This is a genomic window from Vibrio syngnathi, from assembly GCF_002119525.1.
GTDB lineage: Bacteria > Pseudomonadota > Gammaproteobacteria > Enterobacterales > Vibrionaceae > Vibrio > Vibrio syngnathi.
This window is the reverse complement of sequence record NZ_CP017917.1, coordinates 763,074-787,711: the sequence shown is the minus strand read 5'-3', so window position 1 is coordinate 787,711 and position 24,638 is coordinate 763,074. Positions and strand designations below refer to the sequence as shown.

The following is a 24,638-nucleotide window of genomic DNA, read 5'->3' as shown; positions in this document are numbered from 1 at the left end:
TCACTTCCTGGCTTACAAGCTACTAGAAGTATAATTCAGGTTACTACCGAAGCTCGTCAACTATTGCTCAAGCTCCATAATATCGCGTTGTATGTAGGTATTTCTTCCGCTTTGCTTGGCCTGATACAGTGCTTGGTCAACCTTTTCGTAAATAGAAGCGATAGCCTCACCACCTTCAGGCACGAATGACAATACGCCTTGTGACGCTGTCACTCTGTCAGACACTGCTGAGTAGTCATGGACGTAGTTCATTTGATGCAGTGCTTCTTTTACACGATTGGCCTGTAAATTAGCCGCGGAGCTGTCGGTATCACTCAGAATGATGACGAACTCTTCACCGCCGTAACGTCCAACAAACTCTCCAGCTCGAACAAAGAGCTCTTTCAAAGTATTGGCAAGCCCTTGCAGGCACTTATCCCCTTGAATATGGCCATAGTTATCGTTGTAAGGCTTAAAGAAGTCAACATCGAGTAGTATGACGGTCATGGATATATTACGTCGTCCGTGCCACGCAATGCTCTCTTCAAGCTTAGTATCCATATATCGACGGTTGTATAATTTGGTTAGGCCGTCTTCGTTGGCTTGTTGTTGCAGCAAAATATTCAGCTCTTCGAGTTTGGCGGTACTCTGTTTTAACTCTCGTCTCATGTGCGCAATACGCTGCATCGCAATCAACTTAGAGTTCAAAACAACTTTATTTACCGGTTTGATCAAATAGTCATCGCCGCCGGCATCTATCGCTTTTGCGATCATTTCAGGCTCTTCATGACCGCTCAAAAAGATGATCGGAACCCATTCTGGGAATTGCCGACGAACTTCGTTAGCGACCTCAAAACCATCCATGTCTGGCATGCTGATATCCAGTAACACGAGTTCAGGGTCAAAATCAGAATAAACATTCAGGGCTTCTTTTCCGCTACCAACAGCTTCTACAACATGACCCAGTTGCTTGAGTCGAATAGCGAGTTGCATCCTATCCAGTTGAACGTCATCAACTAGCAATATGCGCATCGAAGATCCCTTTTCTATCATCACATCACCTTTATCTAGTGTTGAATATTCAAAGTAGCTCAAATTTGGGCTTAAATCATGCCCTAATCTCTATATTATATTGACTTTTTTACAGATCTTTTTAGCATTGTTTCTTTTTAAAGAGAAATACTATGTCAGACGCTACAAACAACGAAGTACAAGAAATCGATTTAACCACTATCTCACCAGAGCTTCGCCAAGTTATCGAATTTGATGAAGTGCCTAAAGAGATGCACAACATGGTTACTTCTATTCACGAAGTGTCTGAAGAAGCAGTGCGTGAAACTTGGAGCAGCCTTCCAGCAAGCGCACAAAATGTTTTGGACAACTTTGAGCAATTCCACGCTCTAATCTCTGTTAGCCAAGCTTTCGCTGGCGTAAACATGATGGAGGAGTTCCCTACTCTTAAACTTCCAGAAGGCATGTCTGATGAAGAAAAAGAAGAGTACCGAGCTCAACTGCTTGACCAAATTTTACATAACTGTGTAAAAGACATGGCTAAGCAAATCAAGAAAGCGCGCCGTGATGCTATCTTGAAGCGTGATTTCAAAGAAGTTTTCATCCGCTAAGCCATTTAGAGCACCTAAATTTAGGTTGAATGCTTAACGAAAACTTAATGATTAAGCCGTATGTTATTTAAAACATGCGGCTTTTTTGTACCTGCAGCTTTTTCTATACGTTCTTTTTCTGCTCGCTTCTTCTATTATTCGAACGTAACGTCTGGGTTCTTGTTAGTGCAGGGGTTCTCATTGTGGCTCTTATAATTCTAACTTTTATCATCGCACGAAAATATACATACACACTCATATAGTATGACGCAGAACTGGCAGTTACACCCTATAAAATGACGCATGTAGTCATTTATGGAATCAAGATCGAGTCACAGAATCAAGATCGAGTTTCACCCGTTCTAAAATGAAACCAAAAACCAGGTACGTCGTGGGATCTTAATGTATTACCGCTAGATCTGAATATCTTATCGCATGAGCTTGCTGCATGAACTTAGTGCATGAACTTAGTGCGTTATCGCGATATCTCTTTGCGCGACACTCACGCCTTTAATTTGTGCGTAGACACGTTGTCCAATTTCTAAATTCAGCTCATCCAGCGCCCACAATGTAATAGTTGCCCATAGGTAGCATCCGGCCTCAAGTTCTAACTCGACAGCGACACTCTGCTTATTCGAGCCTTGCTGGTGCGTCTCTACCCTTTTAATAGTGACAGGAAGGATATTACGTATCGAAGTGCCTTGCGGCTGCTGTAGCGTGATAGAGACATCATTTGCCCTCACTTGCAGCCTTACCGTAGTGCCAAGCTCGCTCGACACCTTTTGAACCCAAAGTGACGTTGATTTACCTAACGTTAGACGTGACAACGCATAATCATCATTATGTTCCGTTAATGTCGCTTCAAACAACGAGCTTTGCTCTGAAAAAGATTGCCACGGTTGCATGGCTCTCGATGCCCATACCTCTTCCGTCATCCCCGATGAAATAACTTTGCCTTGATCAATGATCACAAGGTGATTTGCCAAGCGTAATATTTCATTGAGGCTATGAGTAACATAGATAATCGGTATTTGGACGGTTTCAGATAAGTTTTCCAGAAACGGCATTACTTCACGCTTACGAGGTAAGTCCAAAGACGCCAATGGCTCATCCATCAATAGAATGCTGGGCTTAGACAACAAAGCACGTCCAATCGCCACTCGTTGCTTCTCACCACCCGACAAACGTGCTGGGTAACGGTCTAGCAATAGACCGAGAGATAACAAGGAGACAATCTGATCGAAATGCGTTTTATCGAAGTCTTTGATGCCATATTTAAGATTGCCTGACACCTTCATGTGCGGAAACAATCGTGATTCTTGGAATACATACCCGACATTGCGTTTGTGAGTCGGCAAGTTAATGCCCTTATCACTATCGAACAAAGTAGTTCCCGATACGCTGATCAAGCCCTTATCTGGCTGTTTAAGGCCACTAATGGCATTGATAAGTGAGGTTTTACCTGCACCAGAACGACCGAAAATTGCCGTAATACCAGTACTCGGTAATTCCAAGTCAATATCAAAAAACGTTTCACCAAGCTGTTGCTGATATTGGAGGACCAAAGCGCTCATGCGACTCATGCGTTACCCCCCAAACGTTTTGCTGACTTTTTGTTGAGCCATTCAGAAAGCATCAGTGAACTCAGTGCGATCACTATAGAAATGACACACAAACGAGCCGCTTCCATTTCAGCTCCAGGGGTTTCAATAAAGGTATACATGGCTAAAGGAATGGTTTGAGTTTCTCCAGGGATATTGGAAACGAAGCTGATGGTCGCACCAAATTCACCCAGACTTCTTGCAAATGAAAGCATGGTGCCAGTAATGATCCCTGGGATCATCAGAGGTAAAGTGATGGTAAAAAACACACGAAGAGGTGAAGCGCCCAATGTAGCTGCGGCCTCTTCAAGTTTACTGTCTACGGTTTCTAAGCTCAGTCGTATAGAACGTACCATCAGAGGCAACGCTACGACCACACACGCTAGAACAGCGCCCTTCCAGCTAAAACTGAATACAATACCAAACACGTCATTAAGCCAAGAGCCAATAACGCCTTGTCTGCCCATCAACACTAGCAACAAATAACCAATAACCACGGGTGGAAGCACCAAAGGCAAATGGACAATACTCTCTACAATGCTTTTGCCCACAAATTGTTTTTTAGCAAGCAACCACGCTAAGCCGATACCGATAGGAATAAGCCATAAGATGGCAAACCCAGCGACTTTCAAGCTCAGCATTAAGGCTTGGTATTCGTATTCCGATAGATACATCATTTAACGCACTTCAAATCCAAAACTGTTCAAGGTGTCCTTCGCTTTTTCGCTCTTTAGGAAAGTATAGAACTGTTCTGCGACGACTTTATCGCTCAATTTCGCTACAGGGTAACGTATTGACGTATGTAAATCTGATGGGAACGTCGACACTAGGTTCACTTCTTTAGAAAGCAACGCATCTGTTTTGTAGACAATGCCAAGCTTAGCTTCACTACGCTCCACCAAAGCCAATGCCATACGTACATTGTTACTTGGTGCCAATCGAGTCTTCACATCGTCCCATACACCTAACGTTTCTAGCGCTTCTTTCGCATAGATACCCGCAGGAACCGACATGGTGTTGCCAACTGCAAGTCTTTCATTCATTAGAAGTTTAGCCCATTGGTCACCGTTTGAGAGGTCCAAAGATATTGGCGTCTCTTTCGGGGAAATTAACACGAGTTCGTTTTCGCACAAGTTTGTGACATTGTCACTAGAAACCAATTGGCGATCGACTAAATGCGTCATCCATTTTTCGTTTGCCGAGATAAAAATGTCTGCTGGCGCACCTCGTTCGATTTGGCGCACCAAAGACGACGTGCTCGCATACACTGGAATAACATCGACAGAATGATCTTTCTCAAACTCTTCAACCAACAAGTTAACCGCGTTCGTCATCGACGATGCAGCATAAACTCGTAGTTTTTCAGCAGCCAAAAGATGAGTAGAACTCAGTGCTGAAACTAAGACGATAGTTAAAAGGATGACTCGTTTTTTCATTATTCTCATTTAATCTATTGTTCGTTTAAATTCTTGAGCTAACTTCTAAGTTGCGGCCTAAGCTGTTAATTCAGGCCAAATCAGGTCAAGGTTCAAGTGATCTTCGATGGCATCAGCGATTCGATTGATACCCAACTCTTTAAGCTGTTCATGGTCAATCGCTGTCACATCATTGGCGCCTGCCCATTCGCAAATAAGCGACAATGCATCACTGTTATCGAATACGCCATGCAGGTAAGTACCAAAAATTGAATTATCTTGATTCACAGCACCATCAACACTGCCAGATTCTAACTGAACCGGTAATACCGTTTCATTGACATCAGTCCTACCTACGTGGATTTCATACCCTTTTACTTGTGCAGTTTTGCCATCAAGTGTCATGGTTCCACACACATTGGTTAAAGTTTTCTGCTGTGTTAGTGTCGTTTCAGTATCAAGATACCCCAACCCTTCACTGCTTCCAGGTTTCCCTTCAACGCCATCTGGGTCGTGGATGATATTCCCTAGCATCTGATAACCGCCACAAATACCCATCACTTTCCCGCCCAAGCGAAGATGACGCTGAATATCTTTATCCCAACCTTGCTGTTTTAGGTATTCCAAATCGGCTCTTACCGATTTTGTTCCCGGCAATACAATCAAATCAGCGTTGTTCAGGCGCTCGCCTTTGCCTACGTAACGTAAATCAATCGACGGGTTAAGTCGCAGAGCGTCAAAGTCTGTATGGTTACTGATTCGAGTTAGTACTGGCACCACAACCTTGAGTTTAGCTTCTCCATCAGACTCTTGAGCAGAGGTTATCGCATCCTCCGCCTCTAAGTTAAAACCATGTAGATAAGGCAAAACCCCTATCACTGGCTTACCTGTTTTCTCTTCTAGCCAGTCTAAACCAGATTGTAGAAGCGCAATATCGCCTCTAAAACGGTTTATCACAAAGCCTTTTACGCGCGCTTGTTCAGATTCAGATAATAAAGCTAATGTGCCGTAGAGGTGTGCAAAAACGCCGCCACGATCAATATCAGCAACGATGATCACTGGGATGTCTGCCTTTTCAGCAAAGCCCATGTTCGCGATATCGTTTTCTCGAAGATTGATCTCTGCAGGGCTGCCCGCACCTTCAATCATCACGCTTTGGTATTCTTCGGAAAGTCGATCAAACGAATCGATAACCGAATTCATCGCGACTTTCTTGTAGTCGTGATATCCGGTCGCTTCCATATTCGTCAGTGCTCTTCCTTGTAGAATCACTTGCGCACCCGTATCTGAATTGGGTTTTAGCAATACAGGATTCATATGAACGGTAGGCTCAATATTACAAGCTTGTGCCTGAACCGCTTGAGCACGACCAATTTCGCCACCATCTTTTGTCACTGCGCTATTTAGCGCCATATTTTGTGGCTTAAAAGGTGCCACTTTGATGCCTTTCCTTGCTAAAACACGGCATAAACCTGCCACCAAAACACTTTTTCCGGCATCTGACGTTGTCCCTTGAACCATAAGGGCGTTTAACGGTGATCGCATCTGTACTTAAATCCTTTATTTCTTAATTTTCAATTTATAGCTATGGGCAATATTTCTCTGCTTCCATCTTAACGTCATTGTCGTGTAGATGCTCAATAAAATGAATGGAAAATGAATGTGTTACTCACTCTGGATTCAACCCCAGTGTTGTTTAATAGCTCCATAGAAACGAAGCTTACAAACAAAATAAGCGCACTCACGAAAAGAAACGTTTCAAATTAAGAAAAACGTTTCTAATAAAAACAACATTAAGGGATTCACCATGAAAAAAACTGTATTAGCGATCGCATCTACTATTATCCTCGCTCCTACTTTCGCAATGGCTAGTGACCATCACAGCGACAGTAACCACAAGCATCAGAGCGCTATTGCGTACACGGGACCGATTGAAACCGTTTCAGTTGCGACTCTACTAGCAGACACCAGCATGTTCGCAGAGCAAGAAGCAATCGTAGATGGCAAGATTGTTCGTCAACTAAAGAACGATACGTTCGTATTCTCTGATGGTCAGAGTGAAATTCAAATCGAGCTGGATGACGATATCCTTCTAGCGCAACCGCTCACCGCAGATACAAAAGTTCGTATATTTGGCGAATACGAAGGTGGTAAAACGCCAGAGATCGAAGTAGATCATATTCAAGTTTTGTAAGATACAAACTCCGTACCGTCGACTTATAAGACATGATTTATAACAAATGGCCTGCATATTGCAGGCTTTTTTGCATTATAATGCCGAAAAATATAATTAATATGGAGTCACCATGCTAGGTAGCGCAAACAAGACGGTCCTTTTAGGGTTGGTTACACTGTGTTCATTCTCTGCGTATGCAAACAACTTTAACTACAATACATTTGAGCTGCGCACAGGTATTAGCCCTAGTACATTTGGTGGCGAAGTCACAACAATGTTCACTCAAAACTCACACTTTGTTGCTCGAATCGATTCTGAGTTTGAAGGGGATTGGGATGCGGCTGTAGGTATGGGGTTCAACGGCCCAATTAATCAGTTGGCTGATATTACTGGACAGATGTTACTGCACAATATCGAACGTAATGATGGTAACCACATTAAAACTGAAATCAATATTGGTTTAAGAGCTTGGTTGCTGTCAAACATTGAAGTTAACGCCCGCCTTGGTCAACTCGTCGACAGCGACGACACGAGTTCAATTGTCGGTGTAGGGGCTCGCTTCCACTCAACAGAACAGCTTTCAGTAGGTATTGACCTTCGAAATAACGGTACTTACGGCCACCAATTCTTAATGTCAGCTCGATTTGGCTTTTAAGTCTATTCAACACTTAAGATCCATCAGTGATCAAATGTTAAATTCGATTGTTTAAACGGTAACTTAAAGGCTAATGGTCTCGTGACCTATTGGCCTTAATGGCTGATTTTGCAACTAAAAACTAAACATTTAGCTTAAAACCCTCGAAAATCACCCTTTCTCGTCACTTCCATTTATAACTCATTTTTATACTATTCATTTATTGATAAAAATCAGTAATAAAATATCTTTACGGTAATACGGCGTACTGCTACTCTCTCGAAAATTTCTAAAAGAGTGATGTACCGTAAATGGGTGTTAGCAATATTTCAATCAAGAACAAATTAACATTGATGTTTGTTGTCATTATTTTCGCGATGACCACGATTCAGACTTATGTAACAGGTAAGCAACTTCTCAACGAAACCTATCGTTCCATTCAGCAGTATTCAAATACACTAACTGATACAACGGTATCGGGTATAGAAAAATGGATTGAAGGCCGAATCAACGTTGTAAATGCAGCGAAAAATTCGTTTACTTTTACCGATGACCCAACTAGCTATTTAACTCAAAGTACGAGCGCTGGTAAATTCCAAATTGCCTACGCTGGGCTTTCTGACGGTCGCTTTCTTCTAGGTGGTGATTTGCCAGTACCGCAAGACTACGACCCACGTACTCGAGATTGGTACAAAGCGCCTATGGCGGCTGGTCAAACAGTCGTCACTGAACCCTATGTTGATGTGGCTACGAATGACCTAGTGGTAACAATTGCAAGCCCATTCAATACCAACGGTTTCTCTGGTGTTATTGGTGCAGACCTGAACTTAAACACTCTCATTAATGATATTGTAAGTATCGAGCAACCTGGTGTTTACGCTTTTCTTGTCGATGGTAAAGGTAACATTGTTGCCCATAGAGACCGTAGCCTAACGCTAAAGCCTGTTTCTAATATTTCAAACAACCTTTCTGCTCAGACAATCAAATCACTTGCGCAAAATCCAGAATTTGAAGAGCTAACCATTAAAGGTACCGACTCCCTTCTTTCTGCTCAGGAAGTTCCTCATACAGACTGGTACTTCACTGTTGTTATCGATGAAGACCACTCTTTTGCTTCTTACTATTCATTAGTTCGTCAGTCGGTAATATTTGGTCTAATACAACTTGCTGTAATCGCATTTGTTGCGATGTTTATCATCAAGAAAGCACTGTCGCCATTAACGGCACTAAGCTCGGCAATGGAAGCATTGTCCAAAGGTGACGGCGACTTAACACAGCGTATGGCTGTTCATAGTAAAGACGAGATTGGCACCCTAGCGCATCACGTCAACGCGTTCATAGCAAAACTTCAAGAGATAGTGCGTGATATTGCGGGCTCTTCAAACCAGCTTAATCAGCAATCTGAAATTAGTACCAATGTTGCTCGTCAAACAAGTGAAGGTCTATCAGTCCAACTTCACGAAATTTATCAGATTGCTACAGCCGTACATGAAATGTCGGCAACAGCAGAAGAAGTAGCAAACAACGCGCAAATGACGGCTGATTCAGCGATCATTTCAACAGAGAATTGTGAACAAGGTAAGCAAGTCATCATTCGCAACCAAGATTCGATAACTAGCCTTGCTCAACAAGTTGAGAACGCTTCAGATATCATTCAAGAAGTTGAGAAAAATGCGTTAGACATCAACACTATTCTATCAACCATTTCTGATATTGCAGAACAAACTAACCTATTGGCCTTAAACGCAGCGATTGAAGCGGCACGTGCGGGTGAGCAAGGTCGCGGTTTTGGCAGATGAAGTTCATGTGCTTTCTCAACGTACTCACAGCTCTACAGACGAGATTCGCGAAATGATCGAGACTCTTCAGAAAAACAGCGTCAGTGCGGTTGAATCAATGCAACGTAGCCAAGACTTGGCGCAATCAAGTGTCGATGATGCAAACAATGCGACTATTGCATTGGAAGAGATCGCGACATCGATTCAACAGATCTCGGAGATGGCTTCACATATTTCGAATGCAGCTTCTGAGCAAAGATCGGTTACCGGTGAAGTCAGTAAGAATATTCAGTTGGTTAATGATGTATCAGAAAACATGTCTACTGAGGCTGATAACTCTCGTCACTTGTCTGAAGAGTTGCGCGGTATTGCTCAACAGTTGAATACTCAAGTTCAATTGTTTAAATACTAGACGTACGGATAATTCGTTCTAGTTCTTGAGCGCGGTTAAACAATGTTGTTTAACCGCGTTTAAAATTAGAACCAACATCAGAACGAAAAAAAGCCCCCGACCACTATTGTGTTCGGGGGCTTTCTTATTCTCATTGCTTTCTTATTATAGTTAGCAAATAAACGGTTAGCTGCTAGCCGTTTACCTATTTACTAATTACTAATGCAACTATAGGTCAACCAATACGGTTATAGACCAACTAAGACTGTTATAAGCTAACCATCAGCATCTTTTTCTGATGATCCAAGTACTCTTCATAAGTACCTTGGAAGCTCACTAATTGTTGGTCTTTTACATCAATGATGTGTGTTGCTAGCGAAGAAACGAACTCACGGTCATGGCTTACAAAGATAAGTGTCCCCGTGTAAACTTTCAATGCGTCGTTCAGGGCTTGGATTGCTTCCATGTCCATGTGGTTCGTTGGTTCGTCCATCACAAGCACGTTGATGTCTTGCATCATTAGCTTGCCGAATAACAGACGGTTTTTCTCTCCACCAGAACAGTTACGCGCTTTCTTGTTCGCATCATCAGCAGTAAACAATAGACGACCGAGAATACCACGTACCATAAGGTCATCGTGCTTCACTGTACGCCATTGTGAGATCCAATCGAAGATACTCAGGTCGTTATCAAAGTCAGACGTGCTATCTTGTGGGCAGTAGCCTACTGATGCGTTTTCAGACCATTTAACGATACCTTCGTTTTGCTCTAGCTCTTGAACTAGGCATTTCAATAGTGTTGTTTTACCCACACCGTTCTCACCGATAACGGCAAGACGAGTACCCGCTTCAAGCAGCAAGTTACCACCAGCAAACAGTGTTTCGCCATCGAAGCCGTGACCAAGCTCTTTAAGTTCAAGCGCTTGACGGTGTAGTTTCTTGCCTTCACCAAAATCAATTGATGGGCTCATGCGGCTCGATGATTTCACTTCATCAAGCGTGATCTTGTCCATCTTCTTAGCGCGAGAACTTGCTTGTTTCGCTTTAGATGCGTTCGCACCAAAACGGTTTACGAAGTCTTGCAGCTCGCTGATCTCTGCCGCTTTCTTAGCATTGCTCGCTAGAAGTTGGTCACGAATCAAACCAGACGCTTCTAAGAAGTACTCGTAGTTACCTGGGTAAACACGTAGCTCGCCGTAGTCGATATCTGCCATGTGTGTACATACAGAGTTAAGGAAGTGTCTATCGTGCGAAATGATGATCATTGTACATTTACGCTGGTTTAGCTCTTCAGCAAGCCAGTTAATCGTGTGAATGTCCAAGTTGTTGGTTGGTTCATCAAGAAGCAGGATATCTGGGTTTGCAAACAATGCCTGTGCCAATAGCACACGCAGTTTCCAACCCGGAGCAACTTGTTGCATCAGGCCAAAATGGAATTCTTCTTCGATACCCGCTTGAATTAGGATATCACCTGCACGGCTTTCTGCTGTGTAGCCATCCATTTCAGCGAATTCACTTTCAAGCTCAGCGACTTTCATGCCATCGTCTTCGCTCATTTCTGGCAAAGAATAAATACGGTCACGCTCTTGTTTTACTTCCCACAGTTTTCTGTCACCCATGATCACAACGTCGATAACGCTGTATTGTTCAAAAGCGAACTGATCTTGGCTTAGCACACCCAGTTTTTCACCTGGAGTGATAGAAACGTTACCCGAGCTTGGCGTTAATGCACCACTTAGGATTTTCATGAACGTTGATTTTCCGCAACCATTGGCGCCGATCAAACCATAGCGGTTGCCGTTACCAAATTTAGCAGAGATGTTTTCAAACAGCGGCTCTGCGCCAAATTGCATTGTGATGTTCGCGGTAGATATCAAAGAACTAATTCCTAAGCGTGTACTGACAGATAATTTTTAAGCGGATTAACGCGCCTAAACAAGATGTACGAAAGTATGGATTAAACATAAAACGAAGCGCGGATTATATAGAGATCGGGATCACATTGTCGAGGTTAAACCGTGAACGAATAGAGAACAATGGACAATTAAATGAATTTCATCGCTAATTACGCCGGAAATAGAAAAAATCCCCGCTAATTTCCATTAGCAGGGATTCGATTTACAAAAAATAAAAGCACCAGACTAAATCTGGATTAACGATAACTTAATGCTATTTCGTTATTTTTTTCTGAACAAACTTCTGGCCTACATCCACTACCGCAACATCTCTAAAGAAGCTTCTACCCAACAGAATAGGGAAAGAAAGATGCGTTCGGTCTGCTAGCGTAAACTCAGTTTTGTCTTTTAGATCGCCAATTTGAATTGAAGCTACGACAACAGCACGTCGTTGTGTACCCTCTGCGCTCGATTGCTTGATCTTAACCCAGCGCTCTACCGGTAAACTGATCTCTTTGGTTGTGATGCCGTCATGTTCAATTTTGAACTTGACCCAATCTTTTCCGTCACGCTCAAAATCAACGATATCTACAGCACTGATCGAAGATGTTGTTGCGCCTGTATCAACACGAGCTTTAAATGCTTCTTTCAAACCAGGAACAAACACCCACTCTTCTTCACCAAGAATCAGTTTACCATCGCTTGTTTTCGTCGGTTTTGCAGCCGGTTTTTGTTCAGGCTTTGGTTTAGCTTCTGGCTGAGTAGGCTTCACTTCTTCAGGCTTCTCAGTAGGTTCCGTTACTTTCTCGCCTTCAGTTGCGTCAGTCTTAGAAGATTCATCCACAACAGGTTGTTCTACTTGAGGCTTTTGCTCTGGCTCGACAGGAACTTGAGTCGTCGTCGAACAAGCAAACAGGCCACCACTTAGCATTAAGACTACAATCGCTTTCCAATTATACATTCAGTCACCTTCTATTTTGAAACGTTGGCTATCGCTTTAGCCACATAAGGAATATGGGATTCAGAAAGGCCCGCGATATTGATGCGTCCATCACCAACACCATAGACTCCATATTCTTCACGTAGTTGATTCATTTGAGTTTCTTTAAAGCCTAGTACACTAAACATGCCTTTATGGCTTTCGATGAAGTCAAATTGTGACGTGTTGTAAGTATTTCGCAATTCGTCACATAAACTTTTGCGCAGATTTAACAAACGTTGCTGCATTTCACTCAACTCTTGTTTCCAAATCGTCGTTAGTTCTTGATTCTGAAGAATTGTTTTAACCAACGCGGCACCATGATCTGGCGGCATTGTGTAAGTTGAACGAGCCAGTGTCAGTAGCTTACCTTTAGCATTGCCTACGTGTTCGCTGTTCTTACCGATAACAATCGCGGCACCCGTTCTTTCACGGTACAAACCGAAGTTTTTCGAACATGACGTCGTAATCAACATCTCTTCTACGTTGTTCGCCATATGTTGAAGACCTTTTGCGTCTTCTTCTAGGCCATCACCAAAGCCTTGGTAGGCAATATCAACAAACGGTAAGAAACCATTCTTTTGCGATAACTTAGTAATTTCCTGCCACGCTTCAAAATCAATGTCAGCACCCGTTGGGTTATGACAGCAACCGTGAAGAAGTACCACGTCTGATGGACCCGCTTTTGAAAGGTCGGCCAACATTTTAGCCGTATCAACTTGCTTCGTTTCAGGACTGAAGTAATTGTAGTATCTAACTTTTAAGCCCGCCGCTTCCATCACCGGTTTATGGTTAACGTAGCTTGGGTTTGAAATCCAAACCGTTGTGTCTGGTTGAGAGACTTTCATCAAGTCACCCAACATGCGAAGTGCACCACTTGCACCCGGTGTTTGAATCGCAGCAACGCGACCTATTGCAGAAGTCCCTTTAAGCAACAGATCAACCATGCTCTGGTTAAACTCTTCACAGCCTGCTAGGCCAACATAAGCTTTGGTTTTCTGTGTTTCAACAACGATATCTTGAGCCTTAGAGACGGCTTTCATAATCGGTGTTTCACCTTGGTCGTTTTTGTAAACGCCAATGCCTAAGTCGACTTTATCAGTACGAGTATCGCCGCGGTAAGCGACAGACAGAGATAGAATTGGATCTAAAGTTGGTTTTGGTAGATGTGAAAACATGAAAGTCACAACCCTTTGAAATTCAAGTATGAGTTTCACGTTAACATTATCGTAGACAAATCAGAAACATTTTTTAATAGAAGCGCTTAGTTACCATAAGTAATCAGAAGTAATTAGAGATTGGTCATTTCAAACGGATAAACAGTGCAAATTTCAAACACCTAATAACCTATTGCACAATTCAAAGCACTGTATTTCTAGGTATCTTATGCTTCTATGTGTCTTATGTTTCTATGCTCCCTATTAAGATCGCTATTGTGCACTTTGTTTGAATTGTCTTGGTGTCATTCCTGACCACGCTTTAAACCGAGTGCTAAAGTTAGCGGCATTTGGATATCCTACTATCTCACCAATGTGTTGAATCGACCAATCACTCGATCTAAGTAGCCGCGCAGCGTATTCCATTCTCATACGCATAATATGAGTCATTGGGCTGTGTGAGTAATAGCGCTGACACAAACGATGGAAGTGTGGCTCTGAGCACGGGAATAAGCTCGCGAGTTCATGAACATTCCACTCTTTGTGCAACTGTTTTTGTACGTTGTCGAATACGCGCCTTAAGCGAATCAAATTTCGTGATTGCTGCTGCGGAACCGGCGCATTAATCATGAACTCTATTTGGGCTACACTGTGAATCGCAATCGCTCCTCCCAAATCTATGGGCAAGGCAATGCTTCTCAACAACGTATGAATACAAGACGACACCACTTCTGCTGCTGGCGAAAGCGTGTAGCTGACTTCATTACTCACGACTTTGTCCCATTGCTTATCTGGCGAAAGAAAGATCCATGCGATTTGCCATGTTTCTTCCTCAATTCCGAAGCCATTCTCTATGCCTGCTGGAACAGTAATGCACGAACCCGGCTCTAGAATGTAGCGACACCCTTCACTTTCTAACCAACCTTTTCCTCTCACGGTATACAACAGCATGTGTTTCTGTTGGTTCTTACGATACACCGAAAAGAAGTCTCGACACGACGCCGTCCCACATTGAACGATACCGAGCTCTTCAAATGCCAATACATGGCTTTGATCGACAAACTCTTGGTGCGTCTTTTCAGAGATCTCATACCTTTCTTGTTTATCACTCATATCACTGCTAACTCATTCAATTGGCCAACTTATCAAAGTGGATAGTTTGGCAAAAGTTTGTGATGAGTCTGAAGAATACAGCGAAAACAAATGCCGATAAACTTCTCGCATAATCACTACCGGGGAAATGCGATGCTCTCGACATATCGTCATTTAGACAAAGAATTTTGGCAAAAACTATTACACATCGGTTTACCAGTCTCGTTGCAAACCATGTTGTTTTCACTGCTTGGCGTGGTCGATATCTTTATGGTCAATCAGCTTGGTGATTCTGCAACCGCCGCGGTTGGTGTTGGCAACCGTATCTTCTTCTTCAACTTGATCATGGTATCGGGGATTAGTGGAGCCGTGAGCGTGCTAGCTTCGCAACATTTTGGTGCCGGTGATTTCAACGGAATTCGACGTACACTAGCGCAATCATGGGCACTTTCGATCTTTGCCATCATGCCCTTTGTGTTCATTTATACATTGGCTCCTGAATCAGTCGTGTCTGTGGTGGCCTCAGACCCTGATTACGTCCGCTTGGCAACGGATTACCTTTGGATAACAGGAGCCAGCCTTATTGGTACCGCTGTAGTTGTGCCGCTAGAGAGTGCACTTCGTTCTGTGGGCGAAGCCAAGCTGCCCACCAAAATCAGTTTCTGGGCAATTATCGTCAATGCAATTCTCAACGCCCTATTGATCTTCGGCTTGTTTGGGTTTCCAGAACTGGGTGTGGTTGGTGCGGCTATTGGCACCACGGTATCTCGATTCTTTCAAACCATTGCATTGCTTGTTATGGCAAAGAGACACTACGCCCACCTATTTCCTACATTAAGCAATTGGCGAGATGCGATATTAGCGAAGCATAGAAAGAAGTACTTCACGATAGCCATACCTCTGTTGGTTCATGACACAGCATGGGCGGGCGGGATTCTTATTTACAACGTTATTGTTGGCCAAATGGGGGTTGGAGAGCTTGCTATCATTTCACTGCTATCGCCTGTTGAAAGCATTTTGATCTCTGCTTTTTTGGGGTTTGCGGTTGCGGCTTCCATCATTCTAGGTAACGAGATCGGTGCGAAGAACTATCAACGTGTCGAGAATACAGCTTGGGGCTATGTGTTAGTGAGTTGTGGGCTTTCTGCTTTACTGGCGTTAATGTGCTTTATCGCCAAACCCGCGATCGTATACATGATCGGTCTTACTCACTTAGAGCTCAAAGATACGGCCGTTAACGTTACCTTAGTAATGGCACTCGGTATGGTACTAAGAGTCTTCAATATGGTTGGTATAGGCGGAGTGCTAAAAAGTGGTGGAGACATCAACTACAGTATCTTCATCGACCTGTTTGGCCAATGGGCAATCGGAATTCCCCTCGCCTACTTTACTGCGTTGGTGTTGGGTTGGCCGCTAGAGTGGGTTTTGATGATTGTGCTGCTGGAAGAGCTAGCCAAAATAGTTCTGACCAGTCAGAGGATTCACTCTAAGAAATGGATCAACAACTTAATAGAAGAGCCAGATCAGGTCGCTGCTTGAATGGTAGTTTGAGCTAATAAACGAAAAGAACTCACACCCAAGGGCCGATTGGTTGCATTGCGCTAACCATGACGCCCTTTTCGTTTTACGAGTGTGCTAAGTCACGACAACAGTTATAAATCAGTAAATCGATGGATGATTTGGTTTGAACTACCACGCCAATCCAACATCGGGTCCGCTTTATCTTGCTCGAAGCGACCGTCAATCAAGGTATCAACGTATTCCAATACTTCCTTCTGCTTATCATCAAGCTCATCGAGTTCGTAACCTGTCCACATCCAGATGTCTTTACCTTCGCACTCCGCTTTCACACGCTGAACAAGCTTCAGTACTTCGGACACGTTTGCAGGATGCATAGGATCACCACCAGAAAGCGATAACCCACGACGTTTGATCCGCGGATCCTGGAGATCTGCGATAATTTGGTCTTGTAGCTCTTGAGTAAACAAATGCCCAGAGTCCAATCTTTGTGTCGACTGGTTATAGCACCCGCGACATTGGTGTACACAACCCGACACAAACAAAGTGCAGCGTGTTCCTGGGCCGTTTACAACGTCGATTGGGTGATATTGATGGTAATTCATAAGGCAGTATTGAAACTCGTTATTGCTTAATAGTTTGAAGGAAGTGCTGTAACAGTTGAAACAGTTGAAACAGTTGAAACAAAAGAATTGGTATCGACATAGCGCCGATACCAATCTTATTTCTTGAAACGTAGCTCTGCTAAGTTAACTCGCTAAAGATCGCAGACCTTACTAAGAGCCTTCGTTAGATTAAAGGTGCTTCACGCGGCGTTTAACTTCTTCTTGTTTACCGAAGTTAAATGGTCGTGCATCTGGGCTACCAAGGTAACCACAAACACGGCGTGTTACCGATACTTTGGTTGAGTCGTGGTTGCCACACTTAGGACATGTAAAGCCCTTACTTGTACAGTCGAACTCACCGTTGTAACCACATTCGTAACACTCATCAATCGGCGTGTTGGTGCCGTAGTAAGGAACACGTGTGTAGCTGTAATCCCATACGTTTTCTAGTGCTTCAATGTTCTTCTGCATGTTCGGGAATTCACCGTAACAGATGAAACCACCGCTAGAGATTTCAGGATAAGGCATCTCAAAATCGATCTTGTCGTATGGGTTCACTTTCTTTTGCACGTCTAAGTGGAAGCTGTTTGTGTAGTAACCACGGTCTGTTACGCCATCAATCACACCAAATTCTTTGGTGTCGATGCTGCAGAAACGGCTACATAGGTTTTCACTTGGTGTGCCGTATAGGCTGAACGCGTAACCAGTCTCTTTGGTCCAAGATTCCACTTCACGCTTCATGTACTCCACCAGCTCAAGCGCTTTAGCACGCATTTCGCCATCGTCATACAGGTGAACATCTGTGCCGTAAAGTGCTGTCATTGCTTCGTGGATACCAATGTAACCAAGAGAAACAGACGCACGGCCGTTCTTGAAGATATCAGCAATAGAGTCGTCCGCTTTCAAACGAACGCCACAGGCACCTTCCATGTATAGGATTGGCGCAACACGCGCTTTCACGTTTTCTAGACGCGAGATACGAGTTTCTAGAGCACGACGAGCAAGCTTCAGTTTTTCATCAAGCAGTTCGTAGAACTTAGTCATATCTTGTTTTGCGTTAATCGCAATACGTGGCAAGTTCAAGCTAACAACACCTAAGTTGTTACGGCCTTCATGAATCAACTCACCATTTTCTTCGTAAGTATTCAAGAAGCTACGGCAACCCATAGGCGTTTTGAAAGACCCTGTAACTTCTACCACTTTGTCGTAGTTAAGAATGTCTGGGTACATACGCTTAGACGCACACTCAAGCGCTAATTGCTTGATGTCGTAGTTTGGATCTTGCTTCTGGTGGTTCAAACCATCTTTGATTGCAAATACCAGTTTAGGGAACACGGCTGTTTTACGGTTCTTACCCAAACCTGCAATGCGGTTTTTCAAGATAGATTGCTGGATCAGTTTTGAACCCCAGCTTTCGCCTAGACCAAAACCAAACGTCACGAATGGTGTTTGCCCGTTAGCTGTGTGCAGCGTGTTTACTTCATATTCCAAAGATTGGAACGCGTCGTAACACTCTTTCTCTGTACGAGAGATAGCAAAAGCTTCTGGGCTGTGAATATCCCACTCTTTCGCTAGTGATAGGTGCTTCTCGTAACTCGCCATTACGTAAGGTTCTAGAACCTCGTCGATACGGTTAATCGTTGTACCGCCGTAAATGTGGCTCGCTACTTGTGCGATGATCTGTGCGGTTACCGCTGTCGCCGTAGAGATCGATTTAGGTGTGTCGATTTCCGCGTTACCCATCTTGAAGCCATGCGTTAACATGCCTTTCAGATCGATAAGCATACAGTTAAACATTGGGAAGAACGGTGCGTAGTCTAGATCGTGGTAGTGAATGTCACCACACTCGTGAGCTTGTACGATATCACGCGGCAAAATGTGAGTTTTTGCATAATGCTTAGCCACGATACCCGCCAGCAAATCACGCTGAGTTGGGATAACTTTGCCATCTTTGTTGGCATTCTCATTGATCAGATCAACATTGCTTTCTTCGATCAAACCTTCGATCTCGCGAGTTAAAGCGCTTTGCTTTTCACGTGCGATGTCACGGTCATGACGATATTCAATGTAGGCACGAGCCAGAGACTTGTATGGTCCCTGCATTAGCTCGTTCTCGACCATAGTTTGAATTTCAGAGATATGAACTTCATCGTAGTCTTCGAGCTTCAACTCAACTGCTAATGCCACATTCAGTGCATAAATAGCAATTTCCTTATCGGCTTTGTCTGATGCTGCTTCCACTGCAGCTTGGATGCGATCTCTACTGAATGGAGCTCTTGAGCCATCACGCTTGATTACGATTGATTTCACCACTTCTCCTTACTCTTGAGGTATTCACAGACTTATCCACAAACACACTATAGAGCGATTTATCGTTTAACTAACACTAGATATTGTGGCGTATTTAACGAGAACCACCAACATTGAGTATTGATTTGGATCAATAAAACAGGCACGCCGAACAAGATAAATCCAATATTATTACGTGAGATCTCAAGTCGAAAAGAAACAATGTAACAATAAAAAAACTGCTAAAAAGAGTTGAATTTTCGGTAAGTGTTGTAGGATAACGGCTCAACTATATTGCACACCAAAAATAGGGATATTTGGGATGAAACGACTTCAAAACTGGATAATGATAGGCTGCTTATTCAGTAGCCAAGCATTTGGCGAACCTTTAACCATATCCAGTTGGAATATCGAATGGTTATCAACCAATGAGGCTGTGAATAAGTTTTCTTCCAAACGAAACCAAGCAGATTTCGATCAACTCGAAACGTACTTTAAATCCTTAGACGCGGATGTGATCGCTTTTCAAGAAGTCGATGATGTAAATGCCATTCAGCGCATCGCCGGCAATCAATACAAGATATTGATGTCTGACCGTTCATTACCCCAGAATAGTCACCATCAGTTCAAAAAAGTGAACCAGTACACTGGCTTCGCGGTTCGTAAAGGAACCACACTCACCGACTACGCTGACTTTCCTCTGGAAACTAGTGCTAACAGCAAGCTTAGATTCGCCAGTTATATGGTTGTGGAAACGGATACAAAACCAATTCACATGTTGTCAGTACACTTAAAGGCGGGTTGCAGCGGCGCGTACAAATCGAACCGTGACTGTTCAAGGCTCAAAGACCAAGCTAAACAACTGAATAAGTGGATACAGCAAAGAGAACGCAGAGATGAAGACTACGCGATTCTGGGCGATTTTAACCACAACCTCTCCTATTCAAGAGATTGGATGTGGAAAGATATGACGCAAAATACCGATGCTCAATTGGCAACAAGAAAAACTCGAGCAGATTGTAAGGTGCGCTCTAACCGCAATAACCATCGCACACACCAGTTCCGTTCTGTGATTGATCATATTGTAGTGAGCAAATCCTTAGATGCCTCTCCTGCTAAACAGAAGGTCTTTGAAACGCAAGATGTTCTGGACTATAAACTCAGTGACCATTGCCCAGTTTCAACGACTATCAAACTTTAGGTTTTAGATAAAAGCAGACTTTAGGTAACGGCAGATTAAAGACAGCGGTAAATACAGAAAGAGGCTGACTGGCTTTTTACTTAAAGCGAGTCAACCTCTCTGTTTGGCAACTTCAGAGCGAGTCATCTCAGCCCATGCAATAAATGATAGGTATACTGCTACCCGATCTTGTTTGCACGACCCGCCAACCACATTCCCACCAGCATGCTTAAGACGAACAGCCATACCGTTGGGCTACCCCCACTAAGGCTGGTTACTGCAGGGCCAGGGCAAAAGCCTGCAATCCCCCAGCCTAAACCAAAGGCAGTTGAACCTAAGATCAACTTTCTATCTATTAGTGGATTATTACTGCTATCTAAAGGTTCGCCATTGACGGCTTGAGCGCGCTTTTTAATGACCAAGTGATAAAACGGAGCGAAGACCAATAACGCGCCACCCATGACGAATGCCAAGCTAATGTCCCAGTCACCAGTAATATCTAAAAAGCCAAGTACTTTGTTCGGGTCAACCATACCTGAAATGATCATGCCAGCGCCGAAAAGAAGACCTGCGAACAAGCCGATAACGATAGTAAATGAAGAGTTTTTCATTATGCCCCCAAGCCAATCAGGTTTTTAACCAGCACTGTTGCCATCGCGACACCCATAAATACACAGGTCGCGACAATTGAACGTTTAGATAAACGAGCCATTCCGACAATGCCATGTCCGCTAGTACAGCCATTCGCCATCTTGGTACCGAAGCCCACCAATAATCCGGCGATGATAACCACCGCGAAGTTGATCTCTTCTAATTGCGGAAGTTGGTAGCCTGTTGGAATCAATAACCAGCCGCTCACGACCATTCCGACAACAAAAGCAAGTCGCCAATGTTTTTCGGTTTTCTCTGTGTTGGTATCCGAGCTGGATTCAGATCCTGATTCTAATCTTTTGTTGTTTCTAGACGGCAATAAGCGGCTAACGATTCCGCTGATCCCCGCAACTCGCCCGATCCCCAACATCAGAATAATTGCCGACGCGCCTAGTAGCATGCCACCAAAAAATGCATCCCAAGGTATTAAACTCATCACTGACCTCTCTCATAACGTCGATTAACTCATCACCCTCAAATTAAATTAGAGTTTACTAATAAATATAAATTAGTCAATGCTAATGTATTACTAATATGTTCGGTTTGTAAGTCTGAAATTAACAAGCGCCCTTCATGAAAAAAGCCCCAAGGCGTTAACCTAAGGGCTTATTATTTGATTCGGTTTTTGTTTTGTTAGTTACTTAGTCTTGTTCTTTTCAGCTATCCACTGTGACATGTACTTGGTGCTCGCCATGCTATGGTGCTTAAGCATCGAACCAAAAAAGTTATCCAGTCGATGAGATTCAAGATCAGACTCTAACGCAGTTAATCGCTCAATCAATGTGTCGCCCAGTTGATTTTGCTCATAGTGCGCTTCAAGGATTGAATGACATTGGCTTTGTGCCTTAAGCCACTTCTCTTCATCTTTGTACAGAGCAACTGCAGCTTCAACAAACTCGTCGATATCATCAGCAACCGCGCCCGGCCATTGCAATTCACCTTGCGGTAACATGCCTTCACTGCCGATTTCACTCGTCACGTTCGGAGTTTTCAGCTTCATCGCATCAAGCAACTTGCCTTTAATGCCCGCGCCAAATCGTAGAGGTGCAACACACACACGAGCCTGCTCCATCACTTCTTGAGCGTCTTTCGCCCAACCTTTTATATGGAAACCGGTTTTAGGGTTGTGCAAAGCCGTTGCTTTCGGCGGCGGATAAGATCCGTAAATATGAAGTTCGGATTCAGGTAACTGCTTGCGAATCTTCGGCCAAATCTTCTGTAACTGAAGCACAGCATCCCAGTTCGGTGCGTGTCTAAAGTTACCTATCGTCATGAAATGCTTACGTTCTTCAAAGCTTTTCGTGCTTTCAGGAAGTGTATTAAGATCAACCATGAACGGCAAGTGATGAAGCAGTTTTGGATCGATATTGAACTCAGATTTAAGCAGATCCATCTCGTAACTTGAAATGATCAACGAAAGATCACAGCGTAAGATTGCGGCAATTTCACGTTTAGCCAAGTCAATGTACAAATGCGCTTTGGTCAGTTCAGTATCTTTCTTAACTGCTTCATGGCGCGCGTTACGTAGGAACTGTAAGTCTTCGGTATCCAGTAACTTAAATGCATTCGGGCATACTTTTTCCACGCGCCAACCAAACTGCTCTTCCATCATGAAACGGTCAAACATCACGATATCGGGTTGCAGCTCTTCGATGTACTGATCAAAGCTGTCGCAGTTTAACTGTATAGATTGGCTCGTGATGACCTCTTCAGAGAGATCGATCATGTGCTCGGTTTCTTGAGCTGGCGTTGCAAATTCAACTGACCAACCTTGTCTCTTGAACAGGCGTAAAAGAGACATCATATGGCTGCCCGCCGCCGATGAATTCGGTTCTGGCCAAACGTAGCCAATTGCTAAAACTTTCTTCAAAACACTTCCTAAGAAATAACAAAAGGGACCAGATTAGTCCCTAATTAAACGTTTATCGATGATGGTCGGTTTGTATCATGGGGCGAATCCGACTTAAAAGGCGAACTCGTACCATACTCCGCTACTCACTTTCTGAGTTAGGCCGCGTTTTACAGTGTAAAATGGCTCTTTCTAAAAGCTCTAAAGCTGATTTTTCGACTTCTGGAAGCTTAGCATCCGATTGACCTAACGGTTCAACACGGCTGCCCCATTTAATATGACCAGCGCCCCAAGTTAAACCGGCTCCGAATGCCGCCACAAGAATGTTTGAGTTAGGTTTAACAAAACCTTGCTCTAACGATTCACACAGTGCGATTGGCACTGTCGCAGCCGACGTGTTGCCGTAGTTTTGGATGTTAACAAACGCTTTCTCACGTTCAATGCCCGCCATATCACACAGAGTTTGGATGATTCGGATGTTAGCTTGGTGCGGAATCACAACATCGATATTGTCGGTTGAGATGCCAGTACGGCTTAATACTGTGTGTGCCGCAGCGCCCATGCCTTTCACTGCACGCTTGAAGATCTCTTTACCTACGAAATCAAAGTCCCAGTAACCGTTATCAGCCGCAAAGCGGTCCATAGAAGTACCGAATTTTGGTACCGCTAGAATGTCACGGCCTTCTGCGTCACAACCGATCTGAGCTTCTTGTAAGCCAACTTGTTCTTCGGTGCGAGATAGAACCACAGCGCCAGCGCCATCACCGAACAGAACCGCGGTATCACGCTTGGTCCAGTCGATGAAGAATGACAAACGTTCCGCACCCACGACAATAGCATTACGATAGTTACCCGCTTGAATCAGTCGAGTCGCCGTTTCAACACCGTAAATGAAGCCGGTACACGCTGCGTTAAGGTCGAAAGCCGCAGCACTCTTAATGCCTAGGTTCTGTTGAACCTTAGATGCCGTGTTTGGGATAAGTGAGTCTGGGCTGCACGTTGCGATGATAACAAGATCGATATCTGCAGCCGTTAGGCCGGCACACGCCATGGCATGTTTCGCGGCAACAGTTGCAAGTTCAGAGGTATTTACATGACTGATACGACGGCTTTCTATACCAGTTCGAGTTCGAATCCACTCGTCAGACGTATCAATGAAAGTACTTAGATCATCATTGGACAGCACGGCTGGTGGCAGACACTTTCCCCAGCCCGTAATCTCGGCGTAAAATTTTGTCATCATTTACCTATTTATTGTTCGTTTTTATTTAAGTATCGTATTCTAGTTTTAAACAGTATAAGCGTTCCGTGCGCGATTCGTAAATCGCGTTAGACACGGAGTTGCAATAAAAAGAGAAAGTTATGTCTACATTCAACACACGTTGCCCTTCTTGTAATGGCGTAAACCGAGTTCCTTCAGAGAGAATTTCAGAAAGCCCAACCTGCGGTAAATGCAAAACAGCATTGCTCGATGGCGCTCCTATCGAGGGAACGTCACTTAATTTCCAATCTATCTTGAACAGTTCACAGCCTGTGGTTGTCGATTTCTGGGCGACATGGTGCAACCCATGTGTGGGCTTTGCGCCAGTGTTCAGCGACGTCGCAAAAGAGCGTTCGGGAGATGTTCGATTCGTTAAGATTGATACTGAAGCTCAGCAACAGCTTGCCGCGATGTACCAAATCAGAAGCATTCCAACCGTGATGGTGTTTAAAGATGGTAAACGTGTCGATACGATTAACGGTGCATTACCAAAAGGTCAATTTAATCAATGGCTTAATCAAGCTCTAACCAAGTAACACTATTATTTAAGCTATTGGTTAAGCTATTGATTAAGCTATTGAATTAGCT

21 protein-coding genes and 1 pseudogene are annotated in these 24,638 nt (G+C 43.7%); 7 read left to right on the top strand and 15 right to left on the bottom strand.

Annotated features, from left to right (window positions below; translation table 11 throughout):
• Positions 1–60 precede the first annotated feature (60 nt).
• Entirely contained in the window at positions 61–1,032 is a 972-nt protein-coding gene (locus K08M4_RS18475; RefSeq protein WP_198299351.1) for a diguanylate cyclase, read from the bottom strand.
• 131 nt (positions 1,033–1,163) lie between these two features.
• On the opposite strand from K08M4_RS18475, the gene K08M4_RS18470 reads away from it, so the two are divergent.
• The gene (locus K08M4_RS18470; protein ID WP_004731036.1) at positions 1,164–1,601 is read left to right on the top strand and encodes a DUF3069 domain-containing protein; all 438 of its coding nucleotides are present in this window, start codon (positions 1,164–1,166) and stop codon (positions 1,599–1,601) included.
• A gap of 446 nt (positions 1,602–2,047) precedes the next feature.
• Here the strand turns inward: K08M4_RS18470 and modC are convergent, their stop codons facing one another.
• Genes modC through K08M4_RS18450 form a run of 4 tightly spaced genes read right to left on the bottom strand, consistent with a single transcriptional unit; the run spans position 2,048 to position 6,141 of the window.
• Entirely contained in the window at positions 2,048–3,154 is a 1,107-nt protein-coding gene (gene modC / locus K08M4_RS18465) for a molybdenum ABC transporter ATP-binding protein ModC (RefSeq protein WP_086051511.1), read from the bottom strand.
• A gap of 5 nt (positions 3,155–3,159) precedes the next feature.
• The gene (gene modB / locus K08M4_RS18460) at positions 3,160–3,858 is read right to left on the bottom strand and encodes a molybdate ABC transporter permease subunit (protein ID WP_086050934.1); all 699 of its coding nucleotides are present in this window, start codon (positions 3,856–3,858) and stop codon (positions 3,160–3,162) included.
• The gene (modA, locus tag K08M4_RS18455) at positions 3,859–4,617 is read right to left on the bottom strand and encodes a molybdate ABC transporter substrate-binding protein (protein ID WP_086050933.1); all 759 of its coding nucleotides are present in this window, start codon (positions 4,615–4,617) and stop codon (positions 3,859–3,861) included.
• Positions 4,618–4,674: 57 nt separating this feature from the next.
• Positions 4,675–6,141, bottom strand: coding sequence for a cobyric acid synthase (locus K08M4_RS18450; RefSeq protein WP_086050932.1), 1,467 nt, complete (start codon positions 6,139–6,141; stop codon positions 4,675–4,677).
• Positions 6,142–6,403: 262 nt separating this feature from the next.
• Between K08M4_RS18450 and K08M4_RS18445 the strand changes: the two genes are divergently transcribed.
• The 3 genes and pseudogenes from K08M4_RS18445 to K08M4_RS18435 all read left to right on the top strand — a co-directional run bounded on the left by K08M4_RS18445 (position 6,404) and on the right by K08M4_RS18435 (position 9,596).
• Entirely contained in the window at positions 6,404–6,790 is a 387-nt protein-coding gene (locus K08M4_RS18445) for a YgiW/YdeI family stress tolerance OB fold protein (RefSeq protein WP_086050931.1), read from the top strand.
• A 112-nt stretch (positions 6,791–6,902) separates the two neighbouring features.
• The gene (locus K08M4_RS18440) at positions 6,903–7,427 is read left to right on the top strand and encodes a hypothetical protein (RefSeq protein WP_086050930.1); all 525 of its coding nucleotides are present in this window, start codon (positions 6,903–6,905) and stop codon (positions 7,425–7,427) included.
• A 290-nt stretch (positions 7,428–7,717) separates the two neighbouring features.
• Positions 7,718–9,596, top strand: a pseudogene (locus tag K08M4_RS18435) (methyl-accepting chemotaxis protein).
• A 247-nt stretch (positions 9,597–9,843) separates the two neighbouring features.
• Here K08M4_RS18435 and K08M4_RS18430 read toward each other — a convergent pair.
• From K08M4_RS18430 to K08M4_RS18415, 4 genes are all read right to left on the bottom strand, one after another.
• Positions 9,844–11,451: an ABC-F family ATPase gene (locus tag K08M4_RS18430; RefSeq protein ID WP_086050929.1), complete on the bottom strand. Its 1,608-nt coding sequence runs from the start codon at positions 11,449–11,451 to the stop codon at positions 9,844–9,846.
• A gap of 292 nt (positions 11,452–11,743) precedes the next feature.
• Positions 11,744–12,430 (bottom strand): putative ATP-dependent zinc protease, encoded by a 687-nt coding sequence (locus K08M4_RS18425; RefSeq protein ID WP_086050928.1) that lies wholly within the window; start codon positions 12,428–12,430, stop codon positions 11,744–11,746.
• A gap of 11 nt (positions 12,431–12,441) precedes the next feature.
• Positions 12,442–13,626 (bottom strand): amino acid aminotransferase, encoded by a 1,185-nt coding sequence (locus K08M4_RS18420; RefSeq protein ID WP_086050927.1) that lies wholly within the window; start codon positions 13,624–13,626, stop codon positions 12,442–12,444.
• Between the two features lie 252 nt (positions 13,627–13,878).
• Positions 13,879–14,718 (bottom strand): AraC family transcriptional regulator, encoded by an 840-nt coding sequence (locus K08M4_RS18415; protein ID WP_086050926.1) that lies wholly within the window; start codon positions 14,716–14,718, stop codon positions 13,879–13,881.
• 90 nt (positions 14,719–14,808) lie between these two features.
• Here K08M4_RS18415 and K08M4_RS18410 point away from each other — a divergent pair, with 90 nt between their 5' ends.
• Positions 14,809–16,236, top strand: a complete 1,428-nt coding sequence (locus tag K08M4_RS18410) for an MATE family efflux transporter (RefSeq protein WP_086050925.1) — start codon at positions 14,809–14,811, stop codon at positions 16,234–16,236.
• Positions 16,237–16,349: 113 nt separating this feature from the next.
• Here the strand turns inward: K08M4_RS18410 and nrdG are convergent, their stop codons facing one another.
• Both nrdG and nrdD read right to left on the bottom strand, forming a co-directional pair.
• Entirely contained in the window at positions 16,350–16,820 is a 471-nt protein-coding gene (gene nrdG / locus K08M4_RS18405; protein ID WP_086050924.1) for an anaerobic ribonucleoside-triphosphate reductase-activating protein, read from the bottom strand.
• A gap of 189 nt (positions 16,821–17,009) precedes the next feature.
• Positions 17,010–19,130, bottom strand: coding sequence for an anaerobic ribonucleoside-triphosphate reductase (nrdD, locus tag K08M4_RS18400; protein WP_048613547.1), 2,121 nt, complete (start codon positions 19,128–19,130; stop codon positions 17,010–17,012).
• Positions 19,131–19,431: 301 nt separating this feature from the next.
• Here nrdD and K08M4_RS18395 point away from each other — a divergent pair, with 301 nt between their 5' ends.
• Entirely contained in the window at positions 19,432–20,310 is an 879-nt protein-coding gene (locus tag K08M4_RS18395; RefSeq protein WP_086050923.1) for an endonuclease/exonuclease/phosphatase family protein, read from the top strand.
• Positions 20,311–20,468: 158 nt separating this feature from the next.
• Here K08M4_RS18395 and K08M4_RS18390 read toward each other — a convergent pair whose 3' ends face one another.
• From K08M4_RS18390 to K08M4_RS18375, 4 genes are all read right to left on the bottom strand, one after another.
• Positions 20,469–20,900 (bottom strand): YeeE/YedE family protein, encoded by a 432-nt coding sequence (locus K08M4_RS18390; RefSeq protein WP_086050922.1) that lies wholly within the window; start codon positions 20,898–20,900, stop codon positions 20,469–20,471.
• Complete coding sequence (locus tag K08M4_RS18385; RefSeq protein ID WP_086050921.1) at positions 20,900–21,376, bottom strand: YeeE/YedE family protein; 477 nt, start codon at positions 21,374–21,376, stop codon at positions 20,900–20,902. Before K08M4_RS18385 ends, K08M4_RS18390 begins: the two co-directional genes overlap by 1 nt.
• Positions 21,377–21,577: 201 nt before the next feature.
• Complete coding sequence (locus tag K08M4_RS18380; protein WP_086050920.1) at positions 21,578–22,810, bottom strand: glycosyltransferase family 4 protein; 1,233 nt, start codon at positions 22,808–22,810, stop codon at positions 21,578–21,580.
• A 121-nt stretch (positions 22,811–22,931) separates the two neighbouring features.
• On the bottom strand, positions 22,932–24,029 hold the full coding sequence (locus K08M4_RS18375; protein ID WP_086050919.1) for a ketoacyl-ACP synthase III: 1,098 nt from the start codon (positions 24,027–24,029) through the stop codon (positions 22,932–22,934).
• Between the two features lie 122 nt (positions 24,030–24,151).
• Between K08M4_RS18375 and trxC the strand changes: the two genes are divergently transcribed.
• Entirely contained in the window at positions 24,152–24,586 is a 435-nt protein-coding gene (gene trxC, locus K08M4_RS18370; protein WP_086050918.1) for a thioredoxin TrxC, read from the top strand.
• Positions 24,587–24,638 lie beyond the last annotated feature (52 nt).

Coding starts and splice junctions, on each gene's coding strand:
- K08M4_RS18475 (WP_198299351.1), bottom strand. CDS start 1,032: ATGATAGAAAAGGGATCTTCGATGCGCATATTGCTAGTTGATGACGTT.
- K08M4_RS18470 (WP_004731036.1), top strand. CDS start 1,164: ATGTCAGACGCTACAAACAACGAAGTACAAGAAATCGATTTAACCACT.
- modC (WP_086051511.1), bottom strand. CDS start 3,154: ATGAGCGCTTTGGTCCTCCAATATCAGCAACAGCTTGGTGAAACGTTT.
- modB (WP_086050934.1), bottom strand. CDS start 3,858: ATGATGTATCTATCGGAATACGAATACCAAGCCTTAATGCTGAGCTTG.
- modA (WP_086050933.1), bottom strand. CDS start 4,617: ATGAAAAAACGAGTCATCCTTTTAACTATCGTCTTAGTTTCAGCACTG.
- K08M4_RS18450 (WP_086050932.1), bottom strand. CDS start 6,141: ATGCGATCACCGTTAAACGCCCTTATGGTTCAAGGGACAACGTCAGAT.
- K08M4_RS18445 (WP_086050931.1), top strand. CDS start 6,404: ATGAAAAAAACTGTATTAGCGATCGCATCTACTATTATCCTCGCTCCT.
- K08M4_RS18440 (WP_086050930.1), top strand. CDS start 6,903: ATGCTAGGTAGCGCAAACAAGACGGTCCTTTTAGGGTTGGTTACACTG.
- K08M4_RS18425 (WP_086050928.1), bottom strand. CDS start 12,430: ATGTATAATTGGAAAGCGATTGTAGTCTTAATGCTAAGTGGTGGCCTG.
- K08M4_RS18420 (WP_086050927.1), bottom strand. CDS start 13,626: ATGTTTTCACATCTACCAAAACCAACTTTAGATCCAATTCTATCTCTG.
- K08M4_RS18415 (WP_086050926.1), bottom strand. CDS start 14,718: ATGAGTGATAAACAAGAAAGGTATGAGATCTCTGAAAAGACGCACCAA.
- K08M4_RS18410 (WP_086050925.1), top strand. CDS start 14,809: ATGCCGATAAACTTCTCGCATAATCACTACCGGGGAAATGCGATGCTC.
- nrdG (WP_086050924.1), bottom strand. CDS start 16,820: ATGAATTACCATCAATATCACCCAATCGACGTTGTAAACGGCCCAGGA.
- K08M4_RS18395 (WP_086050923.1), top strand. CDS start 19,432: ATGAAACGACTTCAAAACTGGATAATGATAGGCTGCTTATTCAGTAGC.
- K08M4_RS18390 (WP_086050922.1), bottom strand. CDS start 20,900: ATGAAAAACTCTTCATTTACTATCGTTATCGGCTTGTTCGCAGGTCTT.
- K08M4_RS18385 (WP_086050921.1), bottom strand. CDS start 21,376: ATGAGTTTAATACCTTGGGATGCATTTTTTGGTGGCATGCTACTAGGC.
- K08M4_RS18375 (WP_086050919.1), bottom strand. CDS start 24,029: ATGACAAAATTTTACGCCGAGATTACGGGCTGGGGAAAGTGTCTGCCA.
- trxC (WP_086050918.1), top strand. CDS start 24,152: ATGTCTACATTCAACACACGTTGCCCTTCTTGTAATGGCGTAAACCGA.